Source organism: Streptomyces lucensis JCM 4490, assembly GCF_014650035.1.
Classification (GTDB): domain Bacteria; phylum Actinomycetota; class Actinomycetes; order Streptomycetales; family Streptomycetaceae; genus Streptomyces; species Streptomyces lucensis.
This window is the reverse complement of sequence record NZ_BMUE01000015.1, coordinates 98,738-121,038: the sequence shown is the minus strand read 5'-3', so window position 1 is coordinate 121,038 and position 22,301 is coordinate 98,738. Positions and strand designations below refer to the sequence as shown.

Below are 22,301 nucleotides of genomic sequence, written 5' to 3'. Positions count from 1 at the left end.
CCGGCATGACCGTTGTACCGGCACAGCAGACCGGCGGCGGAGGCGGCAGCAGCGGCCTCTACGACGTACTGGAACTGGTGCTCGACAGGGGGCTCGTCATCGATGCCTTCGTGCGCGTCTCCCTGGTGGGCATCGAGATCCTCAAGATCGACGTACGGGTCGTCGTGGCCAGCGTCGACACCTATCTGCGCTTCGCCGAGGCGTGCAACCGCCTCGACCTGGAAGCGGGCCCGCGCAAGAGCCCCGGCCTGCCCGAGATCGTCGGCGAGGTCACCGAGTCCGGCGCCCGCGGCAAGTCCAAGGGCGCGCTCTCGGGGGCGGCGGAGACCATATCCGACGCCTTCAAGCAGGGACGTGACGAGGGGCAGGGCGAGTCCCGGCCGCGCGCCCGCAAGGCCCCGGCCCGGCGTAAGGAGGAGTCGGAGTGAGCACCTACGTCTACGGGATCACCGCACGGTCGCACCCCGCGCTCCCCGAAGGCATGACCGGCGTGGGCGAGCCGCCCCTGCCGGTGCGCGTGCTGACGGCCGGGGACCTGGCCGCCGTGGTCAGCGACGCACCCGAGGGGCTGCGCCCCAAGCGCAGGGACCTGCTCGCGCACCAGAACGTGCTCGCCGAGGCCGGTGCGGCCGGCTGTGTGCTGCCGATGCGCTTCGGCAGCGTCGCCGACAGCGACGACGCCGTCGTCCAGGTGCTCGGCGACCGGTCGCAGCACTACCAGGAGCGGCTGCGGGAACTGGACGGCAAGGTCGAGTACAACATCAAGGCCACGCACGTCGAGGACGCGGTCCTGCACCAGGTGATGGCGGAGAACGCGGAGATCCGCTCCCTCGCCGAGGCCAACCGGCGTGCCGGCGGCGGCGGTTACGACGACAAGATCCGGCTCGGCGAGATGGTCGCGGCCGCGGTCAAGGCCAAGGAGTCCGAGGACGCCGCCGAGGTGCGGTCCGCGCTGGAGCCGGCCGGCGCCGCGCTGAGCGTGGGCCCTGAGTCCACCGGCTGGCTGGTCAACCTGTCGTTCCTGGTCGCCCGGGACACGGCCGAGCAGTTCCTGGCCGCCGTCGAGCAAGTCCGCGACAGCCACCCCCACCTCGACCTGCGGGTCAACGGGCCGCTGCCGCCGTACAGCTTCGTCGAGCCCGGCCCCGCCGAGCCCGCGGGCAGCGCGGCCGGCGCCGACGCCGGAGCGCAGTAGACGCGGTCCGGCCCGAACGGAAGGAGGGACACCGTGGGACTGATCGGCGAGGTGCTGCTGCTGCCGTTCGCACCGGTGCGAGGCGCCGGATGGGCGATCAGGCAGGTGCTCAGCGAAGCGGAGCGGATCTACTACGACCCCGCCACCGTACGGGCCGAACTCGCCCGTCTCGAGGAAGAGCTGGAGGCGGGCGAGATCACCGAGGAGGAGTTCGACCGGCGCGAGGACGAACTGCTCGACCGGCTGGAGACCGCGCTGCGCTCCGGCGACACCACAGGCAACGGGACGTGACATGAACCGAACGGCACTGGGCCTCGCTGTAGGGGCCGGATACTTCCTGGGACGTACGAAGAAACTGAAAATGGCGCTCGCCGTCGGTTCCCTGGTGGCCGGCAAGAAGCTGAACCTCGGCCCGCGGGGTCTCGCCGAGCTGGCCCAGCGCCAGTTGCGGGACAACCCGCAGTTCAAGGAGATCGGCGACCAGTTGCGCGACGACCTGCGGGGCGTCGGCAAGGCCGCCACCGGGGCCATGGCCGAGCGCCAGATGAGCGCGCTCGCGGACCGGCTGCACGGCCGTACCGCCACGGTGCGCGACCAGTTGGCCGGGGTCGTGCCGGAGCAGGACGAGGAGGACGGCGAGCCCCAGGAGGACTCCGCGGAACGGGAGGACGAGGACGAGTCGTCTCGTGCGGAGGCCGACCGCGAGGAGGCCGGCAAGGCCCCGCGGAAGAAGGCGTCCGGAAAGGCCCCCGCCAGGAAGACCGCGGCGAAGACCGCGGGCGGTGCGGCCCGCAAGGCGGGTTCGGCCCGCAAGGCGGCCGCGAAGAAGACCGCAGCGGCCGGCGCCGCGGCCCGCGGAGGCCGGACCCGGCAGTCGAAGGGCGGTGACGACCGATGACCGAGGCCGTCGGATCCGCGACGTCCGCCGCCGGCAAGGCCGCGGGCGGAGCAGCCAAGAACAACCCCCTGACCGACCTGGCGCACAGCGAGGCGGCGGACCGGCTCAAGGCCGAGGTCCAGGAGTACCTGGCCGCCCAGGCGCAGAAGATGCTGGTCGGCTTCGGCCGCAAGCTCGGTGAGACCACGGGCAAGCTCAACGACATCGCCGAGGGCAACAGCCCGGGCTTCGCCAAACTGGCGCTGAACGCGGGCCGCAAGGTCGCAGAGGGCAAGGGCCCGCTGCGCTCCGCGCTGGAGCTGGGTGCCTCGCACGCCAAGGACACCGTCATGGACAAGCTGAAGGGGCTGGGCGGCAAGGGCAAGAGCAAACGCAAGGGCGGGGGCAACAAGCCGATCGTCATCGTCGAGTCCGTCGACGTCGGCGTGCCGGTGCGCACCGCCTACGACCAGTGGACCCAGTACCAGGACTTCAGCACCTTCGCCAAGGGCGTGAAGAGCGCGAGCCGCGCCGACGACACGAACTCCGACTGGCAGGCGAAGATCTTCTGGTCCAGCCGCAGCTGGAAGGCCCACACCGTCGAGCAGGTTCCCGACTACAAGATCCAGTGGACGTCGGAGGCCGCCAAGGGCACCAACAAGGGCGTCGTCAGCTTCCACCGGCTCGACGACAACCTCACCCGCATCCTGCTGGTCATGGAGTACTACCCGAGCGGCCTCTTCGAGAAGACGGGCAACATCTGGCGTGCCCAGGGCCGCAGGGTCCGGCTCGACTTCAAGAACTTCGCCCGGCACATCACGCTCAAGGGCGAGGCGGAGGACGGCTGGCGCGGCGAAATCCAAGACGGCGAGGTGGTCCGCAGCCACGAGGACGCGGTGGCCGAGGAGGAGCAGGCCGAGCAGGAGCAGGGCGAGCCCGGGACGGAGGAGCCCGAAGAGGGCGCGGAGGAGCCCGAAGAGGGCGGCGAAGCGCCCGGCGAAGAGGAAGAGGAGCAAGAGGAAGAGGAGCCGTACGAGGCCGAGGCCGACGAGAACGAGGCCGACGAGAACGAGGCCGACGAGGACGAAGAGGGCGAGTACGAGAACGAGGCCGACGAGGACGAGGCCGACGAGGACGAGGAAGGCGCGTACGAGGACGAGGCCGACGAGGCCGACGAGGGCGAGGAGCCCCGGGAGGACGAGGAGTACGAGGAAGAGGAGCCGGAGTACGCGGAGCGCGGGAGTCGTCGATGACGACGGCCAGTCGCTTCCCCCCCGAGCCCTACGGCCAGGGCTCGGGGGCCAACCTCGCCGACATCCTGGAACGGGTGCTCGACAAGGGTGTCGTCATCGCGGGTGACATCCGGATCAACCTGCTCGACATCGAACTGCTCACCATCAAGCTGCGGCTCATCGTCGCCTCGGTCGACAAGGCCAAGGAGATGGGCATCGACTGGTGGGAGACCGACCCGGCCCTCTCCTCCCGGGCTCGCCGCGACGAGCTGGCCCGGGAGAACGCCGAGCTGAGAGAGCGGCTGGCCCGGCTGGAGGAGCTGGAGCTGGAACCGGGCCGCCGCACACCGAAGGAGGCACCATGATCGGACTGCGGTACGTCTACGCCGTCTGCCGCCCCTTCGACCTGCCCCTGCAGTCCCAGCTGGTGGGCATCGGCGGCGCCCCGCCCGCGCTGCTGCACCACCACGGCCTGGTCGCCGTCGTCAGCACGGTCCCGGAGGCCGACTTCTCCGAGGAGGCCCTCAAGGCCCACCTGGAGGATTTGGACTGGCTGTCCGCGACCGCACGCGCCCACCAGGGCGTGATCGACGCCCTCACCACGGTCACCACCCCGCTGCCGCTCCGACTCGCGACCGTGTTCCGGGACGACAGCGGGATCCGGACGATGATCGAGGCGCGCGAGGACGACTTCCGCGGCGTCCTGGACCGGCTGGCCGGCCGGGTGGAGTGGGGCGTGAAGGTGTTCCTGGAGCCCGAGCCGGCGGAATCCGCCGCGCCCGCCCCCGCCGCGGCGAAGCCCGCGAGCGGACGGGACTACCTGCGCCGGCGGCGCGAGAGCAGCCACGCGCACGAGGAGAAGTGGCAGCGGGCCGAGGCGTTCGCGCAGTCCCTGCACGAGCGCCTGTGCCGGCACGCCGAGGACTGCCGGCTGCACGCCCCGCAGAACTCCGCGTTGTCCGCGGCGCCGGGGCAGAACGTGCTCAACGGGGCGTACCTCGTGCCCCGGGGGCGCTCCGAGGAGTTCGTGGAACTGGTGGACCGCACGAAGGACGAGGCCCCGGGCATCCGGGTGGAGCTCACCGGTCCCTGGGCCGCCTACTCGTTCACCGGGGAAGAACGATGAGGGGGGTGGAGCGGTGACCGTCATCGAACGGCGGGAGATCGCGCTGGTCGACCTGCTGGACCGGTTGCTGGCCGGCGGAGTGGTGATCACCGGTGACATCACGTTGCGGATCGCGGACGTCGACCTCGTGCGCATCGACCTCAACGCGCTGATCAGCTCCGTGAACGAACAGGTCCCCTCTCCCTTCGAGGAGCCCGTATGAGCGTGCGCAACCGGCTCGACCTGGAACCCGACACGGTCGAGCGCGACCTGGTGAAACTCGTCCTGACGGTCGTGGAGCTGCTGCGTCAGCTGATGGAACGGCAGGCGGTGCGCCGCTTCGACACCGGCCAGCTGACCGAGGAGCAGGAGGAGCGGATCGGGCTCACCCTGATGCTCCTGGAGGACCGGATGGCCGAACTCAGGGACCGCTACGGGCTGCGGCCCGAGGACCTGAACCTGGACCTCGGGCCACTGGGGCCGCTGCTTCCCCGCGAGTGAGCCGCCGTCGGGCCGGGGGAGCGGGCCGGGAGCGCCGGAACCCCGCCAGGGGCCCCGGCGCCGGATCATGACTCCTTACGGCACAGGATCTCGCCGTGCAGGACCGCGAACCAGCCGTCCTCGCGGTGTCCCCACTCCCGCCAGGCCGCCGACACCGCGCGCAGCCGCTCCGGCGTGGCGTGCCCGCCCCGGGTGGCCCGCTCGGCATAGGCCGAGGTCAGGGTGCGGTCCGCCCACAGCCCGCTCCACCAGGCACGCTCCTCGGGCGTGGCGAAGGTCCAGGTGCCGGACGTGGCCGTGACGTCCTTCAGCCCCGCGGCCAGGGCCCAGGACCTCAGCCGCCGCCCGGCGTCGGGTTCGCCGCCGTTGGCGCGGGCCACCGTCTCGTACAGGTCCAGCCAGTCGTCCAGACCCGGCACCGCCGGGTACCAGGTCATCGCCGCGTAGTCCGCGTCGCGCACGGCGACGTACCCGCCCGGCCTGGTCACCCGCGCCATCTCGCGCAGCGCCCGTACCGGGTCGCCCACGTGCTGGAGCACCTGGTGGGCGTGGACCACGCAGAAGGTGTCGTCCGGGAAGTCCAGGGCGTGGACGTCGGCGACCGCGAAGTCGATGTTCTCCAGGCCGCGTGACGCGGCGGTGGCGCGGGCCTGCTCCAGGACGTCCGGCGCGCGGTCCACACCGGTGACGCGGCCGTCGGGGACCAGTTCCGCGAGGTCGGCGGTGATGGTCCCCGGGCCGCAGCCGATGTCGAGGATCCGCATGTGCGGTTTGAGCGAACCGAGCAGGTAGGCAGCGGAGTTGGCGGCGGTGCGCCAGGTGTGCGACCGCAGCACCGACTCGTGGTGCCCGTGGGTGTAGACGGCGGTCTCCTGTGCCTTCGGCATGGCTGTACCCCTACTCGTCTTCTCGTGGTACCGGCCCGGCGCCCTGCGGCACCGGGCCGGCGGTACGCGTCACGGTACGCGTGTGTGCCGAATGATGAGACCCGCGTTTTGCATGCTGGACTGACGGCTGGTCAGGTCCATGGCTGACGGCCCGTCATGACCGGGCCCGCAGCGGCCGGTAGACCGTCAGGGCCTCGGGCAGCTTCTCCAGCGTGACCTCGCCGGACACAGCGGTGGTGACCTCGCCGTCGTAGGCCAGCGGAGTGCCGGGCGCGATGCCGGTCAGCCGCAGCCGGTTCAGCTGCACCGCCGCGTGGGCGGGGGAGCGGGTCAGCGGGCCCGCGACGGCCGCGGCGAGCAGCCGGAGCGCGGGCCGGCGGCTGCCGTGCACCACGCGCACGTCCAGCAGGCCGTCCGCGAGGTCGGTACGGCGGCCGGGCGCGAGCCCCATGCGGTGATACATGCCGTTGCCGACGAACAGCAGCCACATCGGCCGGCGCCGGCCGCCCACCTCCACCTCCAGCGGATGCCGGTCGGCACGCAGGACGCGCAGCGCGCCGAGCACCCCGGCGGACCAGCCCCCGATCCGGCTCGACCAGCTGTCCCGTGCGCGCACCAGCTCCGGGTACACGCCCAGACTCAGCGTGTTGAGGAACAGGCCCTCGGCGTCGGCGGTGACGAACCGCCCCGCGTCCACCCGGACCGCCTCCCCGTGCCGCAGCGCCCACGCCAGATCGCGTTCGTCCTCCACCCCCAGGTCGTAGGCGAAGTGGTTCAGGGTGCCGCCGGGGAGCACCGCGAGCGGCAGCCCGTGGCGCAGGGCGACCTCGGCCGCCGCGTTCACGGTGCCGTCACCGCCGCAGACCCCGAGTACCCGCGCCCGGGCCGCCGCCTTCTCCAGCTCGCCCCGGACCTCCTCCGGCGCGCATTCGACGAGCTCCGACTTCGGCAGCGCGTTGTGCAGCGCCCGGACCCGGTCCGCCGTGCCCGAGCCCTGGTTGGCGACCATGACCAGCCCCTCGCCCTCGGGCAGCGCCGGCGCCTCGGCCCGCGGCCGGGCGGGCCGCCACATCTGCGCCCGCGTCGGCACCAGGCGCCGTACCAGGAACGCGGCGCCGGCGCCGAGCGCCGCCCCGGCCAGCACGTCGACCGGGAAGTGCACCCCCGTGTACACACGGGAGGCCGCCACCGAGAACGCCACCGGTGCCACCGCCGCGCCCCACGCGGGGGACTCCAGCGCGACCCCGGTCGCGAACGCGGCCGCCGACGCGGCGTGCCCGGACGGGAACGAGGTGGTGATCGGCTGCCGCTCCAGCCGCCGCACCAGCGGCACCGGGTCCAGCACCGGCCGCGCCCGGCGCACCGAGCGCTTGCCGAGCGTGTTGATCGTCAGCGATGCCAGGCTCAGGGAGGCCAGCCCCCGCGCGGCGGCCCGGCGGGCCCGGGGGGTGCGGCTGGCGGCGATCGCCGCGGCCGTGGCGAACCACAGCACCCCGTGGTTCGCGCTGCGGCTCAGCCGGGGCAGTACCCGCTCGGCGCCGGGCCAGTGCCGGGCGGCGGCCGCCTCGAACGCCCGGGCGTCGAGGTCGAGCAGCCGGCACAGGACGCCGCGGCTGGTCGGGACGGCGGTCAGGTCCAGATCTGGGCTCATGGGGTGCGGTTACCCTCAAGCGCCCGATTCTTGTGCCCCCGAGCCCCGGACGCCACCGGTGCGGGGCGGAGATCCCCCGTATGCCTCCCGGAGTGCGCCTGCCCCGGGTCCGGTCGGCCGGCACCCGGCCGGGCGGACCCGGTCCGGCCGGACCGCCCGCTGGACACCGCCGTGCGGGACCGGACCCGACCTCGCCGTGCAGGCGCGGTCCGCCGCCCCTCCCTAGCGCGGCGAGGAGGAGAAGCCCTCGCCCGGCCGGACGTCACGCTCGCCGTGCTCGCCGCGCGACGCCCCGCCCGTCCGCCATGGCCGCCCGATCCGCCGCGTCCGGGTTCTGGTCGCCGCCCGATCCGCCGCGTCCGGGTTCTGGTCGCCGCCCGATCCGCCGCGACCGGGTTCGGGCCGCCGCCCGATCCGTCGCGACCCGGGTTCGGGGCGGCGCCCGCCCCGCCGCTCTCGACGCGGCTGCCGCCGCCCGCCCCGCCGGACTCGAAGCGGTTCTCGCCCCCGCTCCCCGGAGGGCACCGGCGCGGCCGGGCGGCGGCGCCGCCGAGCCGGTGGGCGTACCGGCCGCGGATATGCGTTTGCCCCGGCTCGGGGCCGCCCCGCAGAATGCCTGCCCATGGGACATCTGGAAGCCGCACACCTCGAGTACCACCTCCCCGACGGGAGGACCCTGCTCGGGGACGTGTCCTTCCGGGTCGGCGAAGGCGCCGTCGTGGCCCTCGTCGGCCCGAACGGCGCCGGCAAGACGACGCTGCTCCGGCTCGTCTCCGGCGAGCTGAAGCCGCACGGCGGCTCCGTCACCGCCAGTGGCGGCCTCGGCGTGATGCGCCAGTTCGTCGGCTCCGTGCGGGACGAGACGACCGTACGCGACCTGCTCGTCTCCGTGGCCCCGCCGCGCATCCGCGAGGCGGCCAGGGCCGTCGACGAGGCCGAGCACGCCATCATGACCGTCGACGACGAGGCCGCCCAGCTGGCCTACGCCCAGGCCCTCGCCGACTGGGCCGAGGCACGCGGCTACGAGGCCGAGACCCTCTGGGACATGTGCACCACCGCCGCGCTCGGCGTGCCGTACGAGCGCGCCCAGTGGCGGCAGGTGCGCACCCTCTCCGGCGGTGAGCAGAAACGCCTCGTCCTGGAGGCGCTGCTGCGCGGCACCGACGAGGTGCTGCTGCTGGACGAGCCGGACAACTACCTGGACGTCCCCGGCAAGCGGTGGCTGGAGGAACAGCTCAAGGAGACCCGCAAGACGGTCCTGTTCGTCTCCCACGACCGTGAACTCCTCGCCCGCGCCGCCGAGCGGATCGTCTCGGTCGAGCCCGGGCCGGCGGGCGCCGACGCCTGGGTGCACGGCGGCGGCTTCGCCACCTACCACGAGGCCCGCCGTGAACGCTTCGCCCGCTTCGAGGAGTTGCGCCGCCGCTGGGACGAGAAGCACGCCCAGCTGAAGAAGCTGGTGCTGAACCTCCGTCAGGCCGCCGCCGTCAGCCATGAGATGGCCTCCCGCTACCAGGCCGCCCAGACCAGGCTGCGCAAGTTCGAGGAGGCCGGGCCGCCGCCCGAGCCGCCGCGCGAGCAGGACATCACCATGCGCCTCAAGGGCGGCCGCACCGGCGTGCGGGCGGTCACCTGCGAGCGGCTCGAGCTGACCGGCCTGATGAAGCCCTTCGACCTGGAGGTCTTCTACGGCGAACGGGTCGCCGTCCTCGGCTCCAACGGCTCGGGCAAGTCGCACTTCCTGCGGCTGCTGGCCGGCGAGGACGTGGCGCACACCGGCGGTTTCAGGCTGGGCGCGCGCGTCGTGCCGGGGCACTTCGCGCAGACCCACGCCCACCCCGAACTCCAGGGCCGAACGCTCCTGGACATCCTGTGGAAGGAACACGCCCAGGACCGGGGCGCGGCCATGTCCCGGCTGCGCCGTTACGAGCTGACCCAGCAGGCCGAGCAGTCCTTCGACCGGCTCTCCGGCGGCCAGCAGGCCCGCTTCCAGATCCTGCTGCTGGAACTCGCGGGCGCGACCGCGCTGCTGCTGGACGAGCCCACCGACAACCTCGACCTGGAGTCCGCCGAGGCGCTGCAGGAGGGTCTGGAGGCCTTCGACGGCACGGTCCTCGCGGTAACCCACGACCGCTGGTTCGCCCGCTCCTTCGACCGTTTCCTGGTCTTCGGCAGCGACGGCCGCGTCCGCGAGACCCCGGACCCGGTCTGGGACGAACGCCGCGTGGAGCGCGCGCGCTAGGTGTTCTCGCGAAGTCGCGTCTGCGCCGCGGCGGCCGCCCTGCGGGCGGACGACGCGGCTCTGCGGACATGACCTGGTATCGCCCCGGTGCCTGCCCCGCTGCCGCCGCCGAGCGGCTTCAGCTGCCGGACCGGAAGCGGAGGCCGATGTAGGGCCGTACGTCGATCACGGTCATGCCCGCCGCGTGGGCCGCCTCGACGCCCTCGTCGCTGTCCTCGTAGACGGTGCAGCGGGAGGGGTCGGCCCCGAGCAGTTCGGCCGCGCGCAGGAAGATGTCGGGTGCGGGCTTTCCCCGGTCGACGTCGTCACGGGTGACGAGGGCGTCGAAGTGGCTGTGGAAAGGCTGGTGGCGCAGGGTCGCCTCGATGACGTGGCGCGCTCCGCCGGACGCCACGGCCATGGGGAGCCGGCCGTGCACGGCCTCGACGACCTCGAGCACTTCGGGGTGCGGTCGTACGGTGTGGGCCTCCTCGAGGAACATGCGGTCGCGGTCGGCGACGAGATCTTCCACCGGGCGTGAGAGCCGCAGGGAGCGCTCGTCGACCAGGGTGCGGATCATCTCCGCCGACGACAGTCCCGTGCGCGCGTCGAACCAGGCCTGCTCGAGGTTCACGCCCTCGCCGGACAGGACGGCGCTCATGGCACGGTAGTTGGCGTACTGGCTGTCGACCAGGGTGCCGTCCCAGTCGAAGAGCAGGCAACTGTCGTGGCGGGGCGCGAGATCGGGATGCATATGTGCCTTCTGGGTGTGGGTCGGGTCGTCTTCGGGTCGGGCCCGTGCCGCAAGCCGCGTGAACGGCCGGACCTCGGCACGTGGCCTGCGGTCCGCGGCCGGGCTGTGGTCATCGCCCGCGTCACTCCGCGACGTGGGCGGAGGCCGGCCGCGCGGTGGCCACCAGTGGCCTACCCCGTGTCTCGGGCATGTACTGGGCCAGTACCAGCGCCGACGCTCCGGTGATCCCGGCGTACACCGCGAACGTCCCGGCCAGTGACAGGTGCTGGACCAGCGGAAGGAACGTCGTGGCCACCACGAAGTCCGCCGCCCAGTGCGCCGCCGTCGCCAGGCTCATCAGCGCGCCCCGGGCCTCGGAGGGGTAGATCTCCGCGATGTATACCCAGAACACCGCCGCCGGTCCGACGGCCCCGGCGGTGATGAAGAGGCACAGCAGCAGTGCGGTGACGGCTCCTCGGTGGCCGGAGAGTTCGGCCGCGGTGATCGCCGCGGCGGTGAGCGCCATGACCACGAGTCCGCCGATCATCAGCGGGCGCCGCCCCCAGCGGTCGAGGAACAGCACGGTGATCACCGTGGCGAGGACGTTGCACAGGCCTACCAGGATCGATCCGAGGATCCCTCCGGCCGAAGTCAGACCACCGGCGGCCAGGATCGTGGGGGCGTAGTAGATGGCCGTGTTCAGACCCGTCAGGTGGACGAGGACCGCGATCGCGAGGCCCAGCGCCACCGAACGGCGGCCCGCCAGCGCGCAGGCCTGGCGTAGTCCGACACCCCGCCGCACGGTCACCGCGGCGGGTCCGTCCGCCGGCCCGAGGCCGAGCCGGGCCGTCGCCGCCCGTGCGTCGTGACCGCGGCTGCGGAGCCAGTCCGGCGATTCGGGTACGAGGCAGACCCCGGCCAGCAGGAGCAGAGCCGGAGCGATCCCGATGCCCAGCATGAAACGCCAGGCGCCGGAGGGTTCCAAGGCGTAGGCGCCGACGTAGGACAGCAGCAGGCCGACGGTGATCATGAGCTGGTTGAGCGTGACCAGCGAGCCCCGGCGGGCCGGCGGCGCGATCTCCGAGATGTACAGGGGTACGGCGAAGGAGGTGGCGCCCAGGGACAGGCCGATCAGGAAACGTCCGGCGAGGAGCGACGCGGCCCCGGTGGCGGCCGCGGACACGAGACTTCCCACCGCGTAGACCCCTGCCGCGGTACCGATCACCGGCAGGCGGCCGAAGCGGTCGGCGAGCCTGCCGCTGCTGGGGGCCGTCCCCGCGGCTCCCAGCAGGGCGGCCGACACGGCGGCGCCCTGCGACCAGGACGACAGGCCGTAGTCGGCGGTCACCAGCGGCAGGGCGCCGGCGATGACGCCGGTGCCGTAACCGAAGAGCAGTCCCCCGACGGACGCGACGCAGACCGTCAGGGTGCGGGCCGCCGCTGGTGATCTCGTCGGGCTCACCGGGCCTCCGTCCCCCCCGCCGCGGTGACCACGGTGGCGCCACCGGCGGCGGCCGATGCCACGAACGCCCTGCCCACGCGCGCCGTACGCCGGGAGTCGGCGAGCGGCACCGGAGCGGGGACACCGGCGCGTACGGCCGCTGCGAACGCCTCGACCTGGAGCTGGTAGTGGTTGGCCGAAGGGACGGTCTCCTCGTGGACGCCGTCCTCGGTGAGGACGGTGACGACCCCGTCCTCACCGTCCATGGCCCAGGCGTTGCGCACCATGAGTGTGCCGCGCGTGCCCTGGAGTTCGTAGGCCGCGCGGGGGCCGTAGTCGATGCTGTAGTCGACGATCGCGGAGCGCCCCTGGCCGAAGTCCATCGTCGCGACCGCACTGGTGTCCACGGCGAGGCCGGGGCGGCTGCTGAAGCGGGCGCTCACCTGCCGGGGGGTGTGACCGAAGAAGAACAGCGGGACGTCGACGGCGTAGCAGCCGACGTCCCAGGTGGCTCCGCCGCCCAGTGTGGGGTCCAGCCGGATGTTGCCGCTGCCGCTCTCGATGCGGAACGCGAAGGAGGCACGCACCACACGCAGTTCGCCGATCCTCCCGGAGGCGAGAATCTCGGTGGCGCGCCGCTGCTGGGGGTGGAAGCGGTACATGAACGCCTCCATCACGGTGCGGGACGCGGCGCCGGCCGCCTTCTCGATGCGGGCGCAGCCTTCCTCGTCCATCGCCATGGGCTTCTCGACCAGGACGTGCTTGCCGGCCTCCACGGCCCGCAGGGTCCAGTCGACGTGCTGGGTGTTGGGCAGCGGTACGTAGACGGCGTCGACCGCGGGGTCGGCGATGAGCGCCGCGTAGTCCGGGTGGGCCGTGGCGCCGTGGGCGTGGCCTAGTTCCTCCGCGGCGGCGGCCCGTTCGGGGCGGCTGGCGACCGCGGTCAGTGCGCAGCCGCGCGTCGCGGTGATGGCCGGGATCAGGTGGGTGGCGATGTAGGAGGTGGCGCCGAGGACGCCCCAGCGCAGGGTGCCGTCCTGCTCGCCGTGTGCCGTCATGCGTGGTCCTGTCATGCGTGGTCCTCCTGGATGAACCGGGCCGCGCGTTCGGCGACCGCGACCACGGCGGCATGGATGTTTCCGGTGATCATGTTCGGGATGACGGAGGCGTCGGCCACCCGCAGCCCGTTCGTGCCCCGCACTCTGAGCCTGGGGTCGACGACCGCGTCGGAGTCCCCGTCGAGGCCGATACGGCAGGTGCCGACCGGATGGAACTGGGTCTGGGCGTTCGCCCGGACGAACTCCTCCAGCTCGCTGCGGGTGGCCGTCGCGCCGAGCGGTGCGCGGCCGGTGGTCAGGCCGGCGAGCGGATCGGTGGCGGCGATGTCAGCGGCGATGCGCACGCCCTGCACGAGGGCGTCCAGGTCGGCGGGGTGCGTCAGATAGGCCGGGTCGATCAGTGGATGCGCGTCGGGGTCGGCGGAGGCCAGGGTGAGGCGGCCCCGGCTGAGCGGGCGTGCGACGCCCGGTCCGATGGTGAAGCCGTGTCCGAGCCGGGCGGCGTTGTTCAGGTTCTTCATCGGCGCGAAGGAGAGCTGTACCTCGGGCTCGGCCGCCGTGCCGTCGAGGCGGACGAAGCCGCCCGCCTCGCCGAGGTTGGAACAGTCGGCGACGGGGTGCCCGACGGCGGTGTCGTAGGCGAGCGACACCTGCACGTGGTCGTGGAGGTTGGCGCCGACCCCGGGCAGGTCCACCGTCACGGGGATGTCCAGTGTCGCCAGGTCGGCGGCGGGACCGAGGCCGCTCAGCAGCAGCAGCTGCGGGGAGGCCACCGCCCCGGCGCACACCACGACCTCCGTGGTGCAGGCCAGGGAGGTCACCGTGCCGTCGTGCCGGACCCGGACACCGGTGACGCGGCCCCCGTCCGTGACGAGGCCGAGCACTGCCGCATCCGTCACCAGGGTGAGGTTGCCGCGTTCGAGTGCCGGCCTGAGGTGGGTGTGAGCGGTGTTGCCGCGGCGGGCCGGAGCGCCGGGGGCATCGGCGGTGCGGGTCGTGCGGTACAGGCCCACACCCTCTTGCCGGCCCGCGTTGAAGTCCGGGTTGCCGGGCAGGCCGTACTTCAGCGCGGCTTCGACGAACGCGGCGGCGAAAGGGTGGGGTTCGGTGTTCTCCGCCACGGGGAGCCTGCCGTACGACTCGGTGTGGGCGGGCCCTTCCAGGCCCTCCAGGTACGGCAGGACGTGCTGCGCGTTCCAGGTGTCACCGCCCCAGCGCTGCCAGGCGTCGAAGTCGGAGGCGGCGCCCCGTATGTGCACCATGGCGTTGATCGACCCGGATCCGCCCACGACGCGGCCACGCGGCCAGGCGAGCCGTCTGCCGTGGAGCGCCGTCTGCGGCAGGGTCCGGTAACGCCAGTCCAGTTCGCCGCCGAGCAGCAGCGGCCAGGAGGCGGGCCGGGCGATGCGCGCGTCGGTGTCCGGTGGCCCGGCCTCCAGGAGCAGCACTCTGCGCGCGGGGTCCTCGCTGAGCCGGGCGGCGACGACGCTGCCGGCCGCGCCCGCGCCGACCACGATGAAGTCGTAGGGGGTGAAGCTCTGCATGGGTGTGTCCTTCGGTCCGTGCGGCGGGTGGGGAGACGAGCGGGTCACGTCGCCAGGAATCCGCCGTCGACGCCGATGACTTGCCCGTTGACGTACGAGGAAGCGGTGGAGAACAGCCACAGGGCCACCTCGGCGACCTGGCGCGCGGTGCCGATCTCCCCGGACGGGATCAGCCCGCGCCAGGTCGTCGCACCGCCGACGGCAGCCTCCGACGCGGCCAGCATCTCGGACTCGACGGGGCCGGGGGCGAGCGCGTTCACGCGGAGGCCCTCGCGCGCATGCTCCATCGCCGCCATCCGGGTCAGGGCCACCGCGGCGTGCTTGGACGCGACGTAGGCGCCGATTCCCGGGAAGACCGTGCGGATGCCGTGCACCGACGTGTTGTTGACGATGCTGCCGCCGTCCTTCTGGGCGGACATCAGCCGCAGCTCCTCCCGCATGCAGAGCCACAGGCCACGGGTGTTGACCGCGAAGGCCCGGTCGAAGTCCTGCGGCGCGAGGTCCGCGAGGCGCCCGTCGCCGGACACACCAGCGTTGTTGAAGGCGCAATCCACCCGGCCGTACCGCTCGACCGCTCGGGCGAACATGTTCCGGACCTGGTCCGGGTCGGAGACGTCGCAGCGGACGAAGTGCGCCTCACCCCCGCGCGACCGGATCTCGTGCTCGGCCTCCGCACCGCGCTCCTGGCTGCGGGCGGCGATGACGACCCGCATACCCGCCTCGGCGAACACCGCGGCGGAAGCCCGGCCGATGCCCGAGCTGCCGCCGGTGACGACCACGACCTTCCGGTCCACCGAGCTCCGGGTGCCGGTGTCCTCGGTCACAGCTCGGACCCGATGCACTGCTCCGGCCGAGCCGCGTTCGCGTCGAGCAGGCGGCCCATCCCGGCGCAGGCGCGCTCGATCTCGTTCTCGGTGACGTCGTTGAGGAAGCAGACCTGGCCGATCCCGGTGAGCATCGGCAGGTTCTGCCGGCCGTCGCGGTGGCGCACGGTGTCCGCGAGGCCGTCGAGGACGAGTGCCACGTCGCAGAAGAGCGGGTGGGAGGGTTCGAGTCCCATGCGCCGTGCCACCGCGACGATGCGCTCCAGCTGGGCGCTGCCGATCAGGCCGCGGCCGGCGGCGATGAGGGCGGAGAAGACACAGTCCATGGCCACGGCCTCGCCGTGCAGCAGTTCGGGAAGGGCGCGCATCTCCACCAGCGGGGAGAAGGAGTGCCCGTAGTCCACCGATCGCTGGAGATCCTTCTCCCACAGGTTGGGCTGGAGCTCCTCGGCCATTCCCGCGATGGCCCGGCCGATGACCTCGTCGGCCACCGTGCCCGGCAGGCTGGTGCTCGTGGAGTCCGGGTCCTGGAAGCGCGTCGCGATGAGTTCCGGGCCGTACTCCTCCAGGAGTTCGAAGAGACGGAGGTCCTTGATGAGGGCCATCTTGAAGATCTCGCCCATGCCGTTGCGCAGTTGCCGGTCGGGAACGGTGGCGAGGAAGCCACGGTCGATCAGTGTCCTCGGAGGAGGGGTGTAGGCGCCGAGGCGGTTGCGGTATCCCCCGTAGTTGATGCCGGACTTGGCGGCGACGCTGACATCGACCTGCCCGAGCAGGGTGGTGGGCACCCGGACGAAGGGGATTCCCCGCCGGTAGAGGCTCGCGGCGAGCCCGACCACGTCAGCGACGACACCGCCTCCTATGACGATGGGCGGGGAGCTGAGGCGGTTGGTGCCGACGTCGTTGAGCTTGTTGACCACTTCCAGTACGCGCTCGATGGATTTATTCTCCTCCGAGCCGGGAAGCGTCAGATAATCGACCATCACTCGATTCTTCGAGAAGTAGCCGCGGATTTCCGCGCCGTATAACTCCTCGACGGAATGGTCGAGGACGACTAGGCGGGTACCCGTACTCCGGCGCCCCCCGGGAAGGCTGAGGAGATCGGGGTTCTCGGGGTCGAACAGACCATGACTTTCGACTATCTCGTACTCGACGGGTAATTCCGTCTGGATTTTCCAGCTCTGCTGACGTGCCGTGTCCTTCAAGGTGACTCTTTCCTCCGGTCGGACCGACGGGAACGGCGTCGGGTTTGTTGCACGCCGAAACATACATCGAGGATGGCGCGCTTCCAATCACGGAGAATGAGTCAAATGTCTGGTTATGTCTGTCTCGTTTGACGGAGGTGAGGAGTCGCCTCTGTGTCTCGGGGGCCCGCCGGACCGTCGGCGCCGGTGCGGCGCGTCATGGCTGAAACGGCATTCCCCTCCCCTGTCCGCCAGTCCGTGGCGACCGCCCGCGGGGCCATTCCGGCCCGTGCGGGGAGGGACTGAAAATATGCGCCTGGCGACCTACGGGGGCGGACCTTCCCGCTCCGGAATTCCGCAAGTGGTATAAGCTTTAACTGTCGTGCGTGTGGTGCAGATCACGGCCGTTCGGCGTGTTGCGTCTTGCGGGGTGAGACGCGTTGGATGGCCCATGCAGGCACATGTTCGCGGCATACCGCCGGTAACCATTCAGGCGGTATCGGGGAACTCTCGACCCGCCCGCGCAGGCCCCGGACCCCGGATGTTCGTACAGTGGATCCAGGAACGCGAGCTCTGTGGACTCCTCCCCGAAGACGCTCGGGGGCGGTGCCGCCGGGCGGGTACCCGGACCGCATGAACGAACACGACGAGCGGGGAACCACCATGACCGGAGTCGACCCCAGCCGGCTGGACGACCAGCAGCTCATGAAGGAGCTGGAGACGATCCACCGCACGCGCCACGACACCCTCCTGTACGCCTCGAACGACGCGCTGCGCGCCCACAACGAGCGCATGGCGCAGCTGGAGGGCGAGTACCTGCGCCGCAATCCAAGCCGCCTGGTCAGCGCGGGCCGCACGCGCGAGGGCGCCCGTGAACGCGGTTGCTCGGAGGCGGCGGCTCCGGGCACGCCGGGCACCTGATCCCCACGCCGAGGGGCCGGCCCGCACGGGCCGGCCCCTCGACGCACGCGGCCGATCAGCCGGGCTCGCCGGCGAACACGTGCAGGAACGCCTCGCAGAACGCCTTCAGATCGTCCGGCTTACGGCTCGTGACCAGCCGGCTGGAACCGTGGTCGCAGATCTTCACCTGCTCGTCCACCCAGGTGCCGCCCGCGTTGGAGATGTCCGTCCGCAGGCTCGGCCAGGACGTCAGCACCCGGCCGCGCACCACGTCCGCCTCCACCAGCGTCCACGGCGCATGGCAGATCGCCGCCACCGGACGGCCCTGCTCGAAGAAGTCCTTCACGAACGCGACGGCCTTCTCGTCCATCCGCAGGAAGTCCGGGTTGGCCACCCCGCCGGGCAGCACCAGACCCCCGAACGAACCGGCCGACGCCTCGCCGGCCACCTCGTCCACCGGGAACGTGTCCGCCTTGTCGAGATGGTTGAACGCCTGGATCTTCCCCGGCTCGGTCGAGACCAGCACCGGCTCGTGCCCGGCGTCCGAGGCCGCCTTCCACGGCTCGGTCAGCTCCACCTGCTCGACGCCCTCGGGCGCCACCAGAAACGCGATACGCATGATTCTCAGCTTCCTTCCCCGGCGCCCGGCGCGGCCCGAGCCGCCCGCGCGCCGCATCCTGTCCCCGGCCGCCCTACCGCAGCGCGGCGGTTCCTCGCCGTACGCCAGGAGCACACACGCCCCGGGGGGCGGGCCGATGCCCGCCGCACAGCCGGGCGACAGCGGGCCCCGGCGCGGCACCGGGCGCCGGGCGTCCGGATCCCCGCGCCCGCCCCGCGGCGGCGACCGCAGAGGGGATCAGGGACTCCTTCGTCCCCTCCGTGTCCTCGGCCCGGGACCGTCTGTGCGTCGCCCGGTCGGCGGCCCCCGGCACGAACCATCCGGGCAGCGGCCCGCGCAGCAGGAAGCGCGTGGTCACCTCGCCGACGTCGACGGCGGCGCCGGCCGAGGCGATCCGCGCGGCCCCGTCCCCGCTCATTCGCCTCCCGCCAGCGCCTGTGCCAGCTGCTGCACGTTCTCGTAGCGCGCCGACGGCGGCAGCTGCGCCACCGCGTCGACCAGTCCGCCCGGCGCGTTCTTCCGGCGCAGCATCCGGGTCAGGTCCCGCGCGGTCGCCGGGAACGAACCACGGCTCACGGTGCGGGTCAGCTCCGCACGTACCCGCTCCAGTGACGCCGGGGATCCCAGACCGCCCACGGGCCCGCTCCACACCTCCGGGTCGTCGTCCGCGGCCGGTTCAGGGTCGTGCCACTCCTCGGCGCGCGTCGGGTGCCCGGACCTCAGCAGTCCCTTCAGTTCGTGCTTCATCTCGTCGTCGCGGTGGACGCTCAGCCGGTCACTGCCTCGCTGCATGTCTCCCTCCAGAGGGTCGGGATCCGCACCGCGTACCCGGTGGGGCGGTCGTGTAACAGCCGGCCCCGCGAGGAGCGCCGTTCCCGCGAGCACACACCCCGCACTCCGGGTGAGATCCCACCGGACGGCCGCGTCAACGGGCGAACTCGGGGGCCTGCCCGGCGGGCACCGCGCGCATCGTTCGAAGCGGTGAGAGGAGGTTGGGCAGGACGCTCAGCGTCATACCGGCCGCACCGATCCCCGGCGTGAGCGCGGGAGGGCCCCGGCCGTCGTGGCTATCCCTTGTCCCGGCCGGGGAGGAACTCCTGCACCTTGGCCTTCAGGCCCTGCTTGATCATCGAGCCGCGGTCGGCGTCGCCCTTCAGGATCGACGCGGCCGTCGCCTCCATCTGCTCCCAGGTGGCGTGCGGCGGAATCGGCGGTACGGCCGGGTCGGTGAGGAACTCGACCACGGCCGGCCCGTCGGCCTCCAGTGCCGCCCGCCAGCCCGCCTCCACGTCCTCCGGCTTCTCCACCCGTACACCGGTCAGACCCAGGGAGCGGGCGAACGCCGCGTACTGCACGTCCGGGATCTCCTGCGACGGCAGGAACGACGGAGAGCCCTCCATCGCGCGCATCTCCCACGTCACCTGGTTCAGGTCCCGGTTGTTCCACACCCCCACCACCAGCCGCGGATCCGACCAGCGATCCCGGTACTTGGCCGCCGTGATCATCTCCGCCAGCCCGTTCATCTGCATCGCACCGTCCCCGACGAGTGCGAACACCGGCCGGTCGGGGTGCGCGAACTTCGCGCCGATCGCGTACGGCACGCCCGGCCCCATCGTCGCCAGCGTCCCGGACAGGGAGCCGCGCATGCCGGGCCGCATGGTGATGTGCCGGGCGTACCAGTTGGCCACCGAACCGGAGTCGGAGGTGAGGATCGCGTTGTCCGGCAGCAGCGGATCGAGCGCCCGGGCCACGAACTCGGGATTGATCGGGTCGGCCGAGAGCCCGGCCCGCCGTTCCATCGTCTCGTGCCAGCGCTTGACGTTCGCGCACACGGTGTCGTGCCACTCGCGGCCGCCCCGGTCGGTGTCCAGCAGCGGGATCAGCCGCCGCAGGGTCGCCCGCGCGTCGCCGACGAGGTTCACCTCGTACGGGTAGCGCATGCCGACCATGTGCGGGTCGATGTCGATCTGCACCCCGCGCGCCTTGCCGAACTCCGGCATGAACTGCGTGTACGGGAACGACGAACCGATCGTCAGCAGCGTGTCGCAGTCCCGCATCAGCTCGTACGACGGCCTGCTGCCCAGCAGCCCGATCGGGCCGGTGACGTAGGGCAGTTCGTCGCTCAGCACGTCCTTGCCGAGCAGGGCCTTGGCGACGCCCGCGCCGAGCAGCTCGGCGACCTCGCGCACCTCCGCGACGGCGCCCGCGGCGCCCTGCCCGATCAGGATCGCCGGCTTGTCGCCCGCGTTCAGCACGTCCGCCGCCCGGCGCAGCGCGTCGTCCGTCGGGGTCGCCGTGTAGTCGCTCATCCCCAGGCTGGAGGGCACCATCTTGAACTCGTGCGTGGGCGCCGAGTAGTCCAGCTCCTGCACGTCGGCGGGGATGATCAGGGCGGTCGGGCAGCGCCGGGCGTAGGCGGTGCGGATCGCCCGGTCCAGCACGTTCGGCAGCTGCTCCGGCACCATGACCGTCTCGACGAAGTCCGAGGCGACGTCCTTGTACAGCGTATGCAGGTCCACTTCCTGCTGGTAGGAGCCGCCCATCGCGGTCCGGTTGGTCTGGCCGACGATCGCCAGCACCGGCACATGGTCCAGCTTGGCGTCGTACAGCCCGTTGAGCAGGTGGATCGCGCCGGGACCCGAGGTCGCCGCGCACACTCCCAGCCGACCGCTGAACTTGGCGTACCCGACGGCCTCGAACGCGGACATCTCCTCGTGCCGGGACTGGATGAACCGTGGCTGGTCATCGGCACGGGCCCAGGCGGCGAGCAGCCCGTTGATGCCGTCGCCCGGATAGCCGAAGACCTGCTCCACGCCCCAGGCACGCAGGCGCTCGAGGATGTGGTCGGAGACCTTGGTGCTCATGGATGATCCTCCCGGATGGAGTGCGAAGCGGACGGTCCGGTCAGCGGATACCGAGTCACCTGCGGGGGGCGCCGAAAACCTCGCGCCCGCCCGCCCGCCGGAGCACCGCCGGTCACCCGTTCGCCCGGGTTCCGGTCCGTCACCCGCCCGGGCGTGCGTGTCCCGCGAATGGGGTCCGGCCGCGCGCGGTACGGCGGTGCGCGGGCTGTGATGGCGGAAGAGGGCACGACCCCTACCCCGCTGCCCAGGCGCCGCACGGCCGGCCGTACCGGTGCCCCGCCCGACAGCCCGACAGCCCGACAGCCCGACAGCCCGACCGAACCGCCGTACCGGTGCCCCGGTGTACCGCCGTCCGACCGCCCCGCCGTCGTCGAGGAGTCCCTCCCATGCGTCGCACCGTCCGCGCCCTGCCCGCCGCCTTCGCCGCCGGTGCTGCGATAGCCCTCGCGGCACCCACCGCGTTCGCGGGACCCGCCACGTTCGCCACCCCCACCGCATCCGCGGGGCCGATCGTGTCGGCGGGGCTCATCGCGTGGGCGGGACCCACCGCCTCCGCGGGGTCCACCGGTGCCGCGGGCCACGGCACCGTCGGGCCCGGCCGTGCCGTCACCGCCGTCGCGAGCTGCGACGCCGGTACCGGCCCGGCGCCCGGTACCGGAGGCTGGACACCCTCGGGCGATGACCTCGGTGCCGACCCCTCGCGCACCCGCCCGGACGCCGCCCACACGGCCCCCGGCGACTGCCTGACCGAGCCCGGCGGCCCTGGTGGACCCAGTGGCGGTCCCGGTGGCCCCAGCGGGCCCGGCGAACCCAGTGTGCCCGGCGAGCCGTGGACCGCGACCCACCCCGGCGACGACGGCGGCGGTGGCGCCGGCAGCGCCGACGAGGGCGTGGGCAGCGGCTATGGCTACGGCAGCGGCGATGTCAGCGATGGCGGCGGTGGGCGTGCCGACGGCGACGGTGCGTGCGCCGAACCCGGTCAGTGCGGCGCCGGCCAGGCATGCCAGGACGGCAAGCCGTGCGCGGACGCCGGCCAGTGCCGGGAGACGGGGGGCGAGCAGTGCCACGGCGACCGCGGTCAGGGCCGCGGCCACAGCTGCCGCGACTCCCACGGCGACGGCGGATGCGACCCGGCCACCGTGCAGCACGGAGTGGAAGCCGGAGCGGGGGGCACGTTCGACGACTCGGTCCCGGCTCTCGTCGCCGGCGGCGTGCTCATGGCCGTGGCCTGCGGGGGAGCGGTGTACCGGCTGTACGGCCGCATCCGGTCCGGGGGCGACCGGTCCACGGACGTGTGATCCGGACAACTCGGGCCACCGCCCATGGAGGGCCGCCCGGCGGGTACCCACCCTCCCGAGGACACACCGGCAACGGGCGCACCAAGCACCAGCGTCGCCTCCCGCACCCCCAGCGGCCCGGGAACGAGGAGAGCGGTCGGCTGCCGGGAGGGCAGAAGAGCACGCGG

The 22,301-nt window shown here is 72.6% G+C and carries 24 protein-coding genes; 12 read left to right on the top strand and 12 right to left on the bottom strand.

The window, feature by feature from the left end; all coding sequences use genetic code 11:
* The first annotated feature begins 5 nt into the window (after positions 1-5).
* From IE177_RS28205 to IE177_RS28165, 9 genes are read left to right on the top strand one after another with little or no spacing between them, the layout of a single operon-like run.
* Positions 6-428: a gas vesicle structural protein GvpA gene (locus IE177_RS28205; protein WP_190018265.1), complete on the top strand. Its 423-nt coding sequence runs from the start codon at positions 6-8 to the stop codon at positions 426-428.
* A complete protein-coding gene (locus tag IE177_RS28200; RefSeq protein WP_190018264.1) occupies positions 425-1,195 on the top strand; it encodes a GvpL/GvpF family gas vesicle protein in 771 nt (256 codons plus the stop codon). Before IE177_RS28205 ends, IE177_RS28200 begins: the two co-directional genes overlap by 4 nt.
* Positions 1,196-1,228: 33 nt before the next feature.
* The gene (locus tag IE177_RS28195) at positions 1,229-1,486 is read left to right on the top strand and encodes a gas vesicle protein GvpG (RefSeq protein ID WP_190018263.1); all 258 of its coding nucleotides are present in this window, start codon (positions 1,229-1,231) and stop codon (positions 1,484-1,486) included.
* 1 nt (position 1,487) lies between these two features.
* Positions 1,488-2,093, top strand: a complete 606-nt coding sequence (locus IE177_RS28190) for a DNA primase (RefSeq protein ID WP_190018262.1) — start codon at positions 1,488-1,490, stop codon at positions 2,091-2,093.
* Complete coding sequence (locus IE177_RS28185) at positions 2,090-3,325, top strand: SRPBCC family protein (protein ID WP_190018261.1); 1,236 nt, start codon at positions 2,090-2,092, stop codon at positions 3,323-3,325. Before IE177_RS28190 ends, IE177_RS28185 begins: the two co-directional genes overlap by 4 nt.
* Positions 3,322-3,669, top strand: a complete 348-nt coding sequence (locus tag IE177_RS28180) for a gas vesicle protein (RefSeq protein WP_190018260.1) — start codon at positions 3,322-3,324, stop codon at positions 3,667-3,669. Before IE177_RS28185 ends, IE177_RS28180 begins: the two co-directional genes overlap by 4 nt.
* Entirely contained in the window at positions 3,666-4,430 is a 765-nt protein-coding gene (locus IE177_RS28175) for a GvpL/GvpF family gas vesicle protein (protein WP_190018259.1), read from the top strand. The genes IE177_RS28180 and IE177_RS28175 overlap by 4 nt, the downstream gene beginning before the upstream one ends.
* A gap of 13 nt (positions 4,431-4,443) precedes the next feature.
* The gene (locus IE177_RS28170) at positions 4,444-4,632 is read left to right on the top strand and encodes a gas vesicle protein (RefSeq protein WP_190018258.1); all 189 of its coding nucleotides are present in this window, start codon (positions 4,444-4,446) and stop codon (positions 4,630-4,632) included.
* Positions 4,629-4,910 (top strand): gas vesicle protein K, encoded by a 282-nt coding sequence (locus tag IE177_RS28165; RefSeq protein ID WP_190018257.1) that lies wholly within the window; start codon positions 4,629-4,631, stop codon positions 4,908-4,910. The genes IE177_RS28170 and IE177_RS28165 overlap by 4 nt, the downstream gene beginning before the upstream one ends.
* A gap of 65 nt (positions 4,911-4,975) precedes the next feature.
* Here IE177_RS28165 and IE177_RS28160 read toward each other — a convergent pair whose 3' ends face one another.
* Positions 4,976-5,797 carry a class I SAM-dependent methyltransferase gene (locus IE177_RS28160; protein ID WP_190018256.1) on the bottom strand — a complete coding sequence of 274 codons (822 nt, stop codon included), beginning with the start codon at positions 5,795-5,797 and terminating at the stop codon, positions 4,976-4,978.
* A 154-nt stretch (positions 5,798-5,951) separates the two neighbouring features.
* A complete protein-coding gene (locus IE177_RS28155) occupies positions 5,952-7,448 on the bottom strand; it encodes a bifunctional phosphatase PAP2/diacylglycerol kinase family protein (protein WP_190018255.1) in 1,497 nt (498 codons plus the stop codon).
* A gap of 622 nt (positions 7,449-8,070) precedes the next feature.
* Between IE177_RS28155 and IE177_RS28150 the strand changes: the two genes are divergently transcribed.
* A complete protein-coding gene (locus IE177_RS28150) occupies positions 8,071-9,690 on the top strand; it encodes an ABC-F family ATP-binding cassette domain-containing protein (RefSeq protein WP_190018254.1) in 1,620 nt (539 codons plus the stop codon).
* 118 nt (positions 9,691-9,808) lie between these two features.
* Here the strand turns inward: IE177_RS28150 and IE177_RS28145 are convergent, their stop codons facing one another.
* From IE177_RS28145 to IE177_RS28120, 6 genes are all read right to left on the bottom strand, one after another.
* Positions 9,809-10,423: an HAD family hydrolase gene (locus tag IE177_RS28145; RefSeq protein ID WP_190018253.1), complete on the bottom strand. Its 615-nt coding sequence runs from the start codon at positions 10,421-10,423 to the stop codon at positions 9,809-9,811.
* Positions 10,424-10,544: 121 nt separating this feature from the next.
* The gene (locus IE177_RS28140) at positions 10,545-11,864 is read right to left on the bottom strand and encodes a sugar porter family MFS transporter (RefSeq protein WP_190018252.1); all 1,320 of its coding nucleotides are present in this window, start codon (positions 11,862-11,864) and stop codon (positions 10,545-10,547) included.
* Complete coding sequence (locus IE177_RS28135; protein WP_229816316.1) at positions 11,861-12,916, bottom strand: Gfo/Idh/MocA family protein; 1,056 nt, start codon at positions 12,914-12,916, stop codon at positions 11,861-11,863. Before IE177_RS28135 ends, IE177_RS28140 begins: the two co-directional genes overlap by 4 nt.
* The gene (locus IE177_RS28130; RefSeq protein ID WP_190018251.1) at positions 12,913-14,445 is read right to left on the bottom strand and encodes a GMC family oxidoreductase; all 1,533 of its coding nucleotides are present in this window, start codon (positions 14,443-14,445) and stop codon (positions 12,913-12,915) included. Before IE177_RS28130 ends, IE177_RS28135 begins: the two co-directional genes overlap by 4 nt.
* A gap of 44 nt (positions 14,446-14,489) precedes the next feature.
* Positions 14,490-15,269 carry an SDR family NAD(P)-dependent oxidoreductase gene (locus tag IE177_RS28125; protein WP_190018250.1) on the bottom strand — a complete coding sequence of 260 codons (780 nt, stop codon included), beginning with the start codon at positions 15,267-15,269 and terminating at the stop codon, positions 14,490-14,492.
* Complete coding sequence (locus tag IE177_RS28120; RefSeq protein ID WP_444545626.1) at positions 15,266-16,252, bottom strand: sedoheptulose 7-phosphate cyclase; 987 nt, start codon at positions 16,250-16,252, stop codon at positions 15,266-15,268. The genes IE177_RS28125 and IE177_RS28120 overlap by 4 nt, the downstream gene beginning before the upstream one ends.
* An 834-nt stretch (positions 16,253-17,086) precedes the next feature.
* On the opposite strand from IE177_RS28120, the gene IE177_RS28115 reads away from it, so the two are divergent.
* Positions 17,087-17,374, top strand: a complete 288-nt coding sequence (locus IE177_RS28115; protein ID WP_190018248.1) for a DUF6158 family protein — start codon at positions 17,087-17,089, stop codon at positions 17,372-17,374.
* Positions 17,375-17,429: 55 nt separating this feature from the next.
* Here the strand turns inward: IE177_RS28115 and IE177_RS28110 are convergent, their stop codons facing one another.
* The 4 genes from IE177_RS28110 to IE177_RS28095 form a co-directional block, all read right to left on the bottom strand.
* The gene (locus tag IE177_RS28110) at positions 17,430-17,972 is read right to left on the bottom strand and encodes a type 1 glutamine amidotransferase domain-containing protein (RefSeq protein ID WP_190018310.1); all 543 of its coding nucleotides are present in this window, start codon (positions 17,970-17,972) and stop codon (positions 17,430-17,432) included.
* 73 nt (positions 17,973-18,045) lie between these two features.
* The gene (locus IE177_RS28105; protein ID WP_229816314.1) at positions 18,046-18,390 is read right to left on the bottom strand and encodes a hypothetical protein; all 345 of its coding nucleotides are present in this window, start codon (positions 18,388-18,390) and stop codon (positions 18,046-18,048) included.
* A complete protein-coding gene (locus IE177_RS28100) occupies positions 18,387-18,764 on the bottom strand; it encodes a DUF2795 domain-containing protein (protein ID WP_190018247.1) in 378 nt (125 codons plus the stop codon). The genes IE177_RS28105 and IE177_RS28100 overlap by 4 nt, the downstream gene beginning before the upstream one ends.
* Before the next feature lie 275 nt (positions 18,765-19,039).
* Positions 19,040-20,836: a thiamine pyrophosphate-requiring protein gene (locus tag IE177_RS28095; RefSeq protein WP_190018246.1), complete on the bottom strand. Its 1,797-nt coding sequence runs from the start codon at positions 20,834-20,836 to the stop codon at positions 19,040-19,042.
* 386 nt (positions 20,837-21,222) lie between these two features.
* Here IE177_RS28095 and IE177_RS28090 point away from each other — a divergent pair, with 386 nt between their 5' ends.
* Positions 21,223-22,134, top strand: coding sequence for a hypothetical protein (locus tag IE177_RS28090; protein ID WP_190018245.1), 912 nt, complete (start codon positions 21,223-21,225; stop codon positions 22,132-22,134).
* The last annotated feature ends 167 nt before the right edge of the window (positions 22,135-22,301 follow it).

Excerpts from the sequence above, each read along its gene's own strand:
- IE177_RS28205 (WP_190018265.1), top strand. The coding sequence starts at position 6 with ATGACCGTTGTACCGGCACAGCAGACCGGCGGCGGAGGCGGCAGCAGC.
- IE177_RS28115 (WP_190018248.1), top strand. The coding sequence starts at position 17,087 with ATGAACGAACACGACGAGCGGGGAACCACCATGACCGGAGTCGACCCC.
- IE177_RS28090 (WP_190018245.1), top strand. The coding sequence starts at position 21,223 with ATGCGTCGCACCGTCCGCGCCCTGCCCGCCGCCTTCGCCGCCGGTGCT.
- IE177_RS28100 (WP_190018247.1), bottom strand. The coding sequence starts at position 18,764 with ATGCAGCGAGGCAGTGACCGGCTGAGCGTCCACCGCGACGACGAGATG.
- IE177_RS28105 (WP_229816314.1), bottom strand. The coding sequence starts at position 18,390 with ATGAGCGGGGACGGGGCCGCGCGGATCGCCTCGGCCGGCGCCGCCGTC.
- IE177_RS28155 (WP_190018255.1), bottom strand. The coding sequence starts at position 7,448 with ATGAGCCCAGATCTGGACCTGACCGCCGTCCCGACCAGCCGCGGCGTC.
- IE177_RS28135 (WP_229816316.1), bottom strand. The coding sequence starts at position 12,916 with ATGACAGGACCACGCATGACGGCACACGGCGAGCAGGACGGCACCCTG.
- IE177_RS28160 (WP_190018256.1), bottom strand. The coding sequence starts at position 5,797 with ATGCCGAAGGCACAGGAGACCGCCGTCTACACCCACGGGCACCACGAG.
- IE177_RS28095 (WP_190018246.1), bottom strand. The coding sequence starts at position 20,836 with ATGAGCACCAAGGTCTCCGACCACATCCTCGAGCGCCTGCGTGCCTGG.
- IE177_RS28110 (WP_190018310.1), bottom strand. The coding sequence starts at position 17,972 with ATGCGTATCGCGTTTCTGGTGGCGCCCGAGGGCGTCGAGCAGGTGGAG.
- IE177_RS28150 (WP_190018254.1), top strand. The coding sequence starts at position 8,071 with ATGGGACATCTGGAAGCCGCACACCTCGAGTACCACCTCCCCGACGGG.
- IE177_RS28120 (WP_444545626.1), bottom strand. The coding sequence starts at position 16,252 with ATGGTCGATTATCTGACGCTTCCCGGCTCGGAGGAGAATAAATCCATC.
- IE177_RS28190 (WP_190018262.1), top strand. The coding sequence starts at position 1,488 with ATGAACCGAACGGCACTGGGCCTCGCTGTAGGGGCCGGATACTTCCTG.
- IE177_RS28185 (WP_190018261.1), top strand. The coding sequence starts at position 2,090 with ATGACCGAGGCCGTCGGATCCGCGACGTCCGCCGCCGGCAAGGCCGCG.
- IE177_RS28180 (WP_190018260.1), top strand. The coding sequence starts at position 3,322 with ATGACGACGGCCAGTCGCTTCCCCCCCGAGCCCTACGGCCAGGGCTCG.
- IE177_RS28175 (WP_190018259.1), top strand. The coding sequence starts at position 3,666 with ATGATCGGACTGCGGTACGTCTACGCCGTCTGCCGCCCCTTCGACCTG.
- IE177_RS28165 (WP_190018257.1), top strand. The coding sequence starts at position 4,629 with ATGAGCGTGCGCAACCGGCTCGACCTGGAACCCGACACGGTCGAGCGC.
- IE177_RS28130 (WP_190018251.1), bottom strand. The coding sequence starts at position 14,445 with ATGCAGAGCTTCACCCCCTACGACTTCATCGTGGTCGGCGCGGGCGCG.
- IE177_RS28145 (WP_190018253.1), bottom strand. The coding sequence starts at position 10,423 with ATGCATCCCGATCTCGCGCCCCGCCACGACAGTTGCCTGCTCTTCGAC.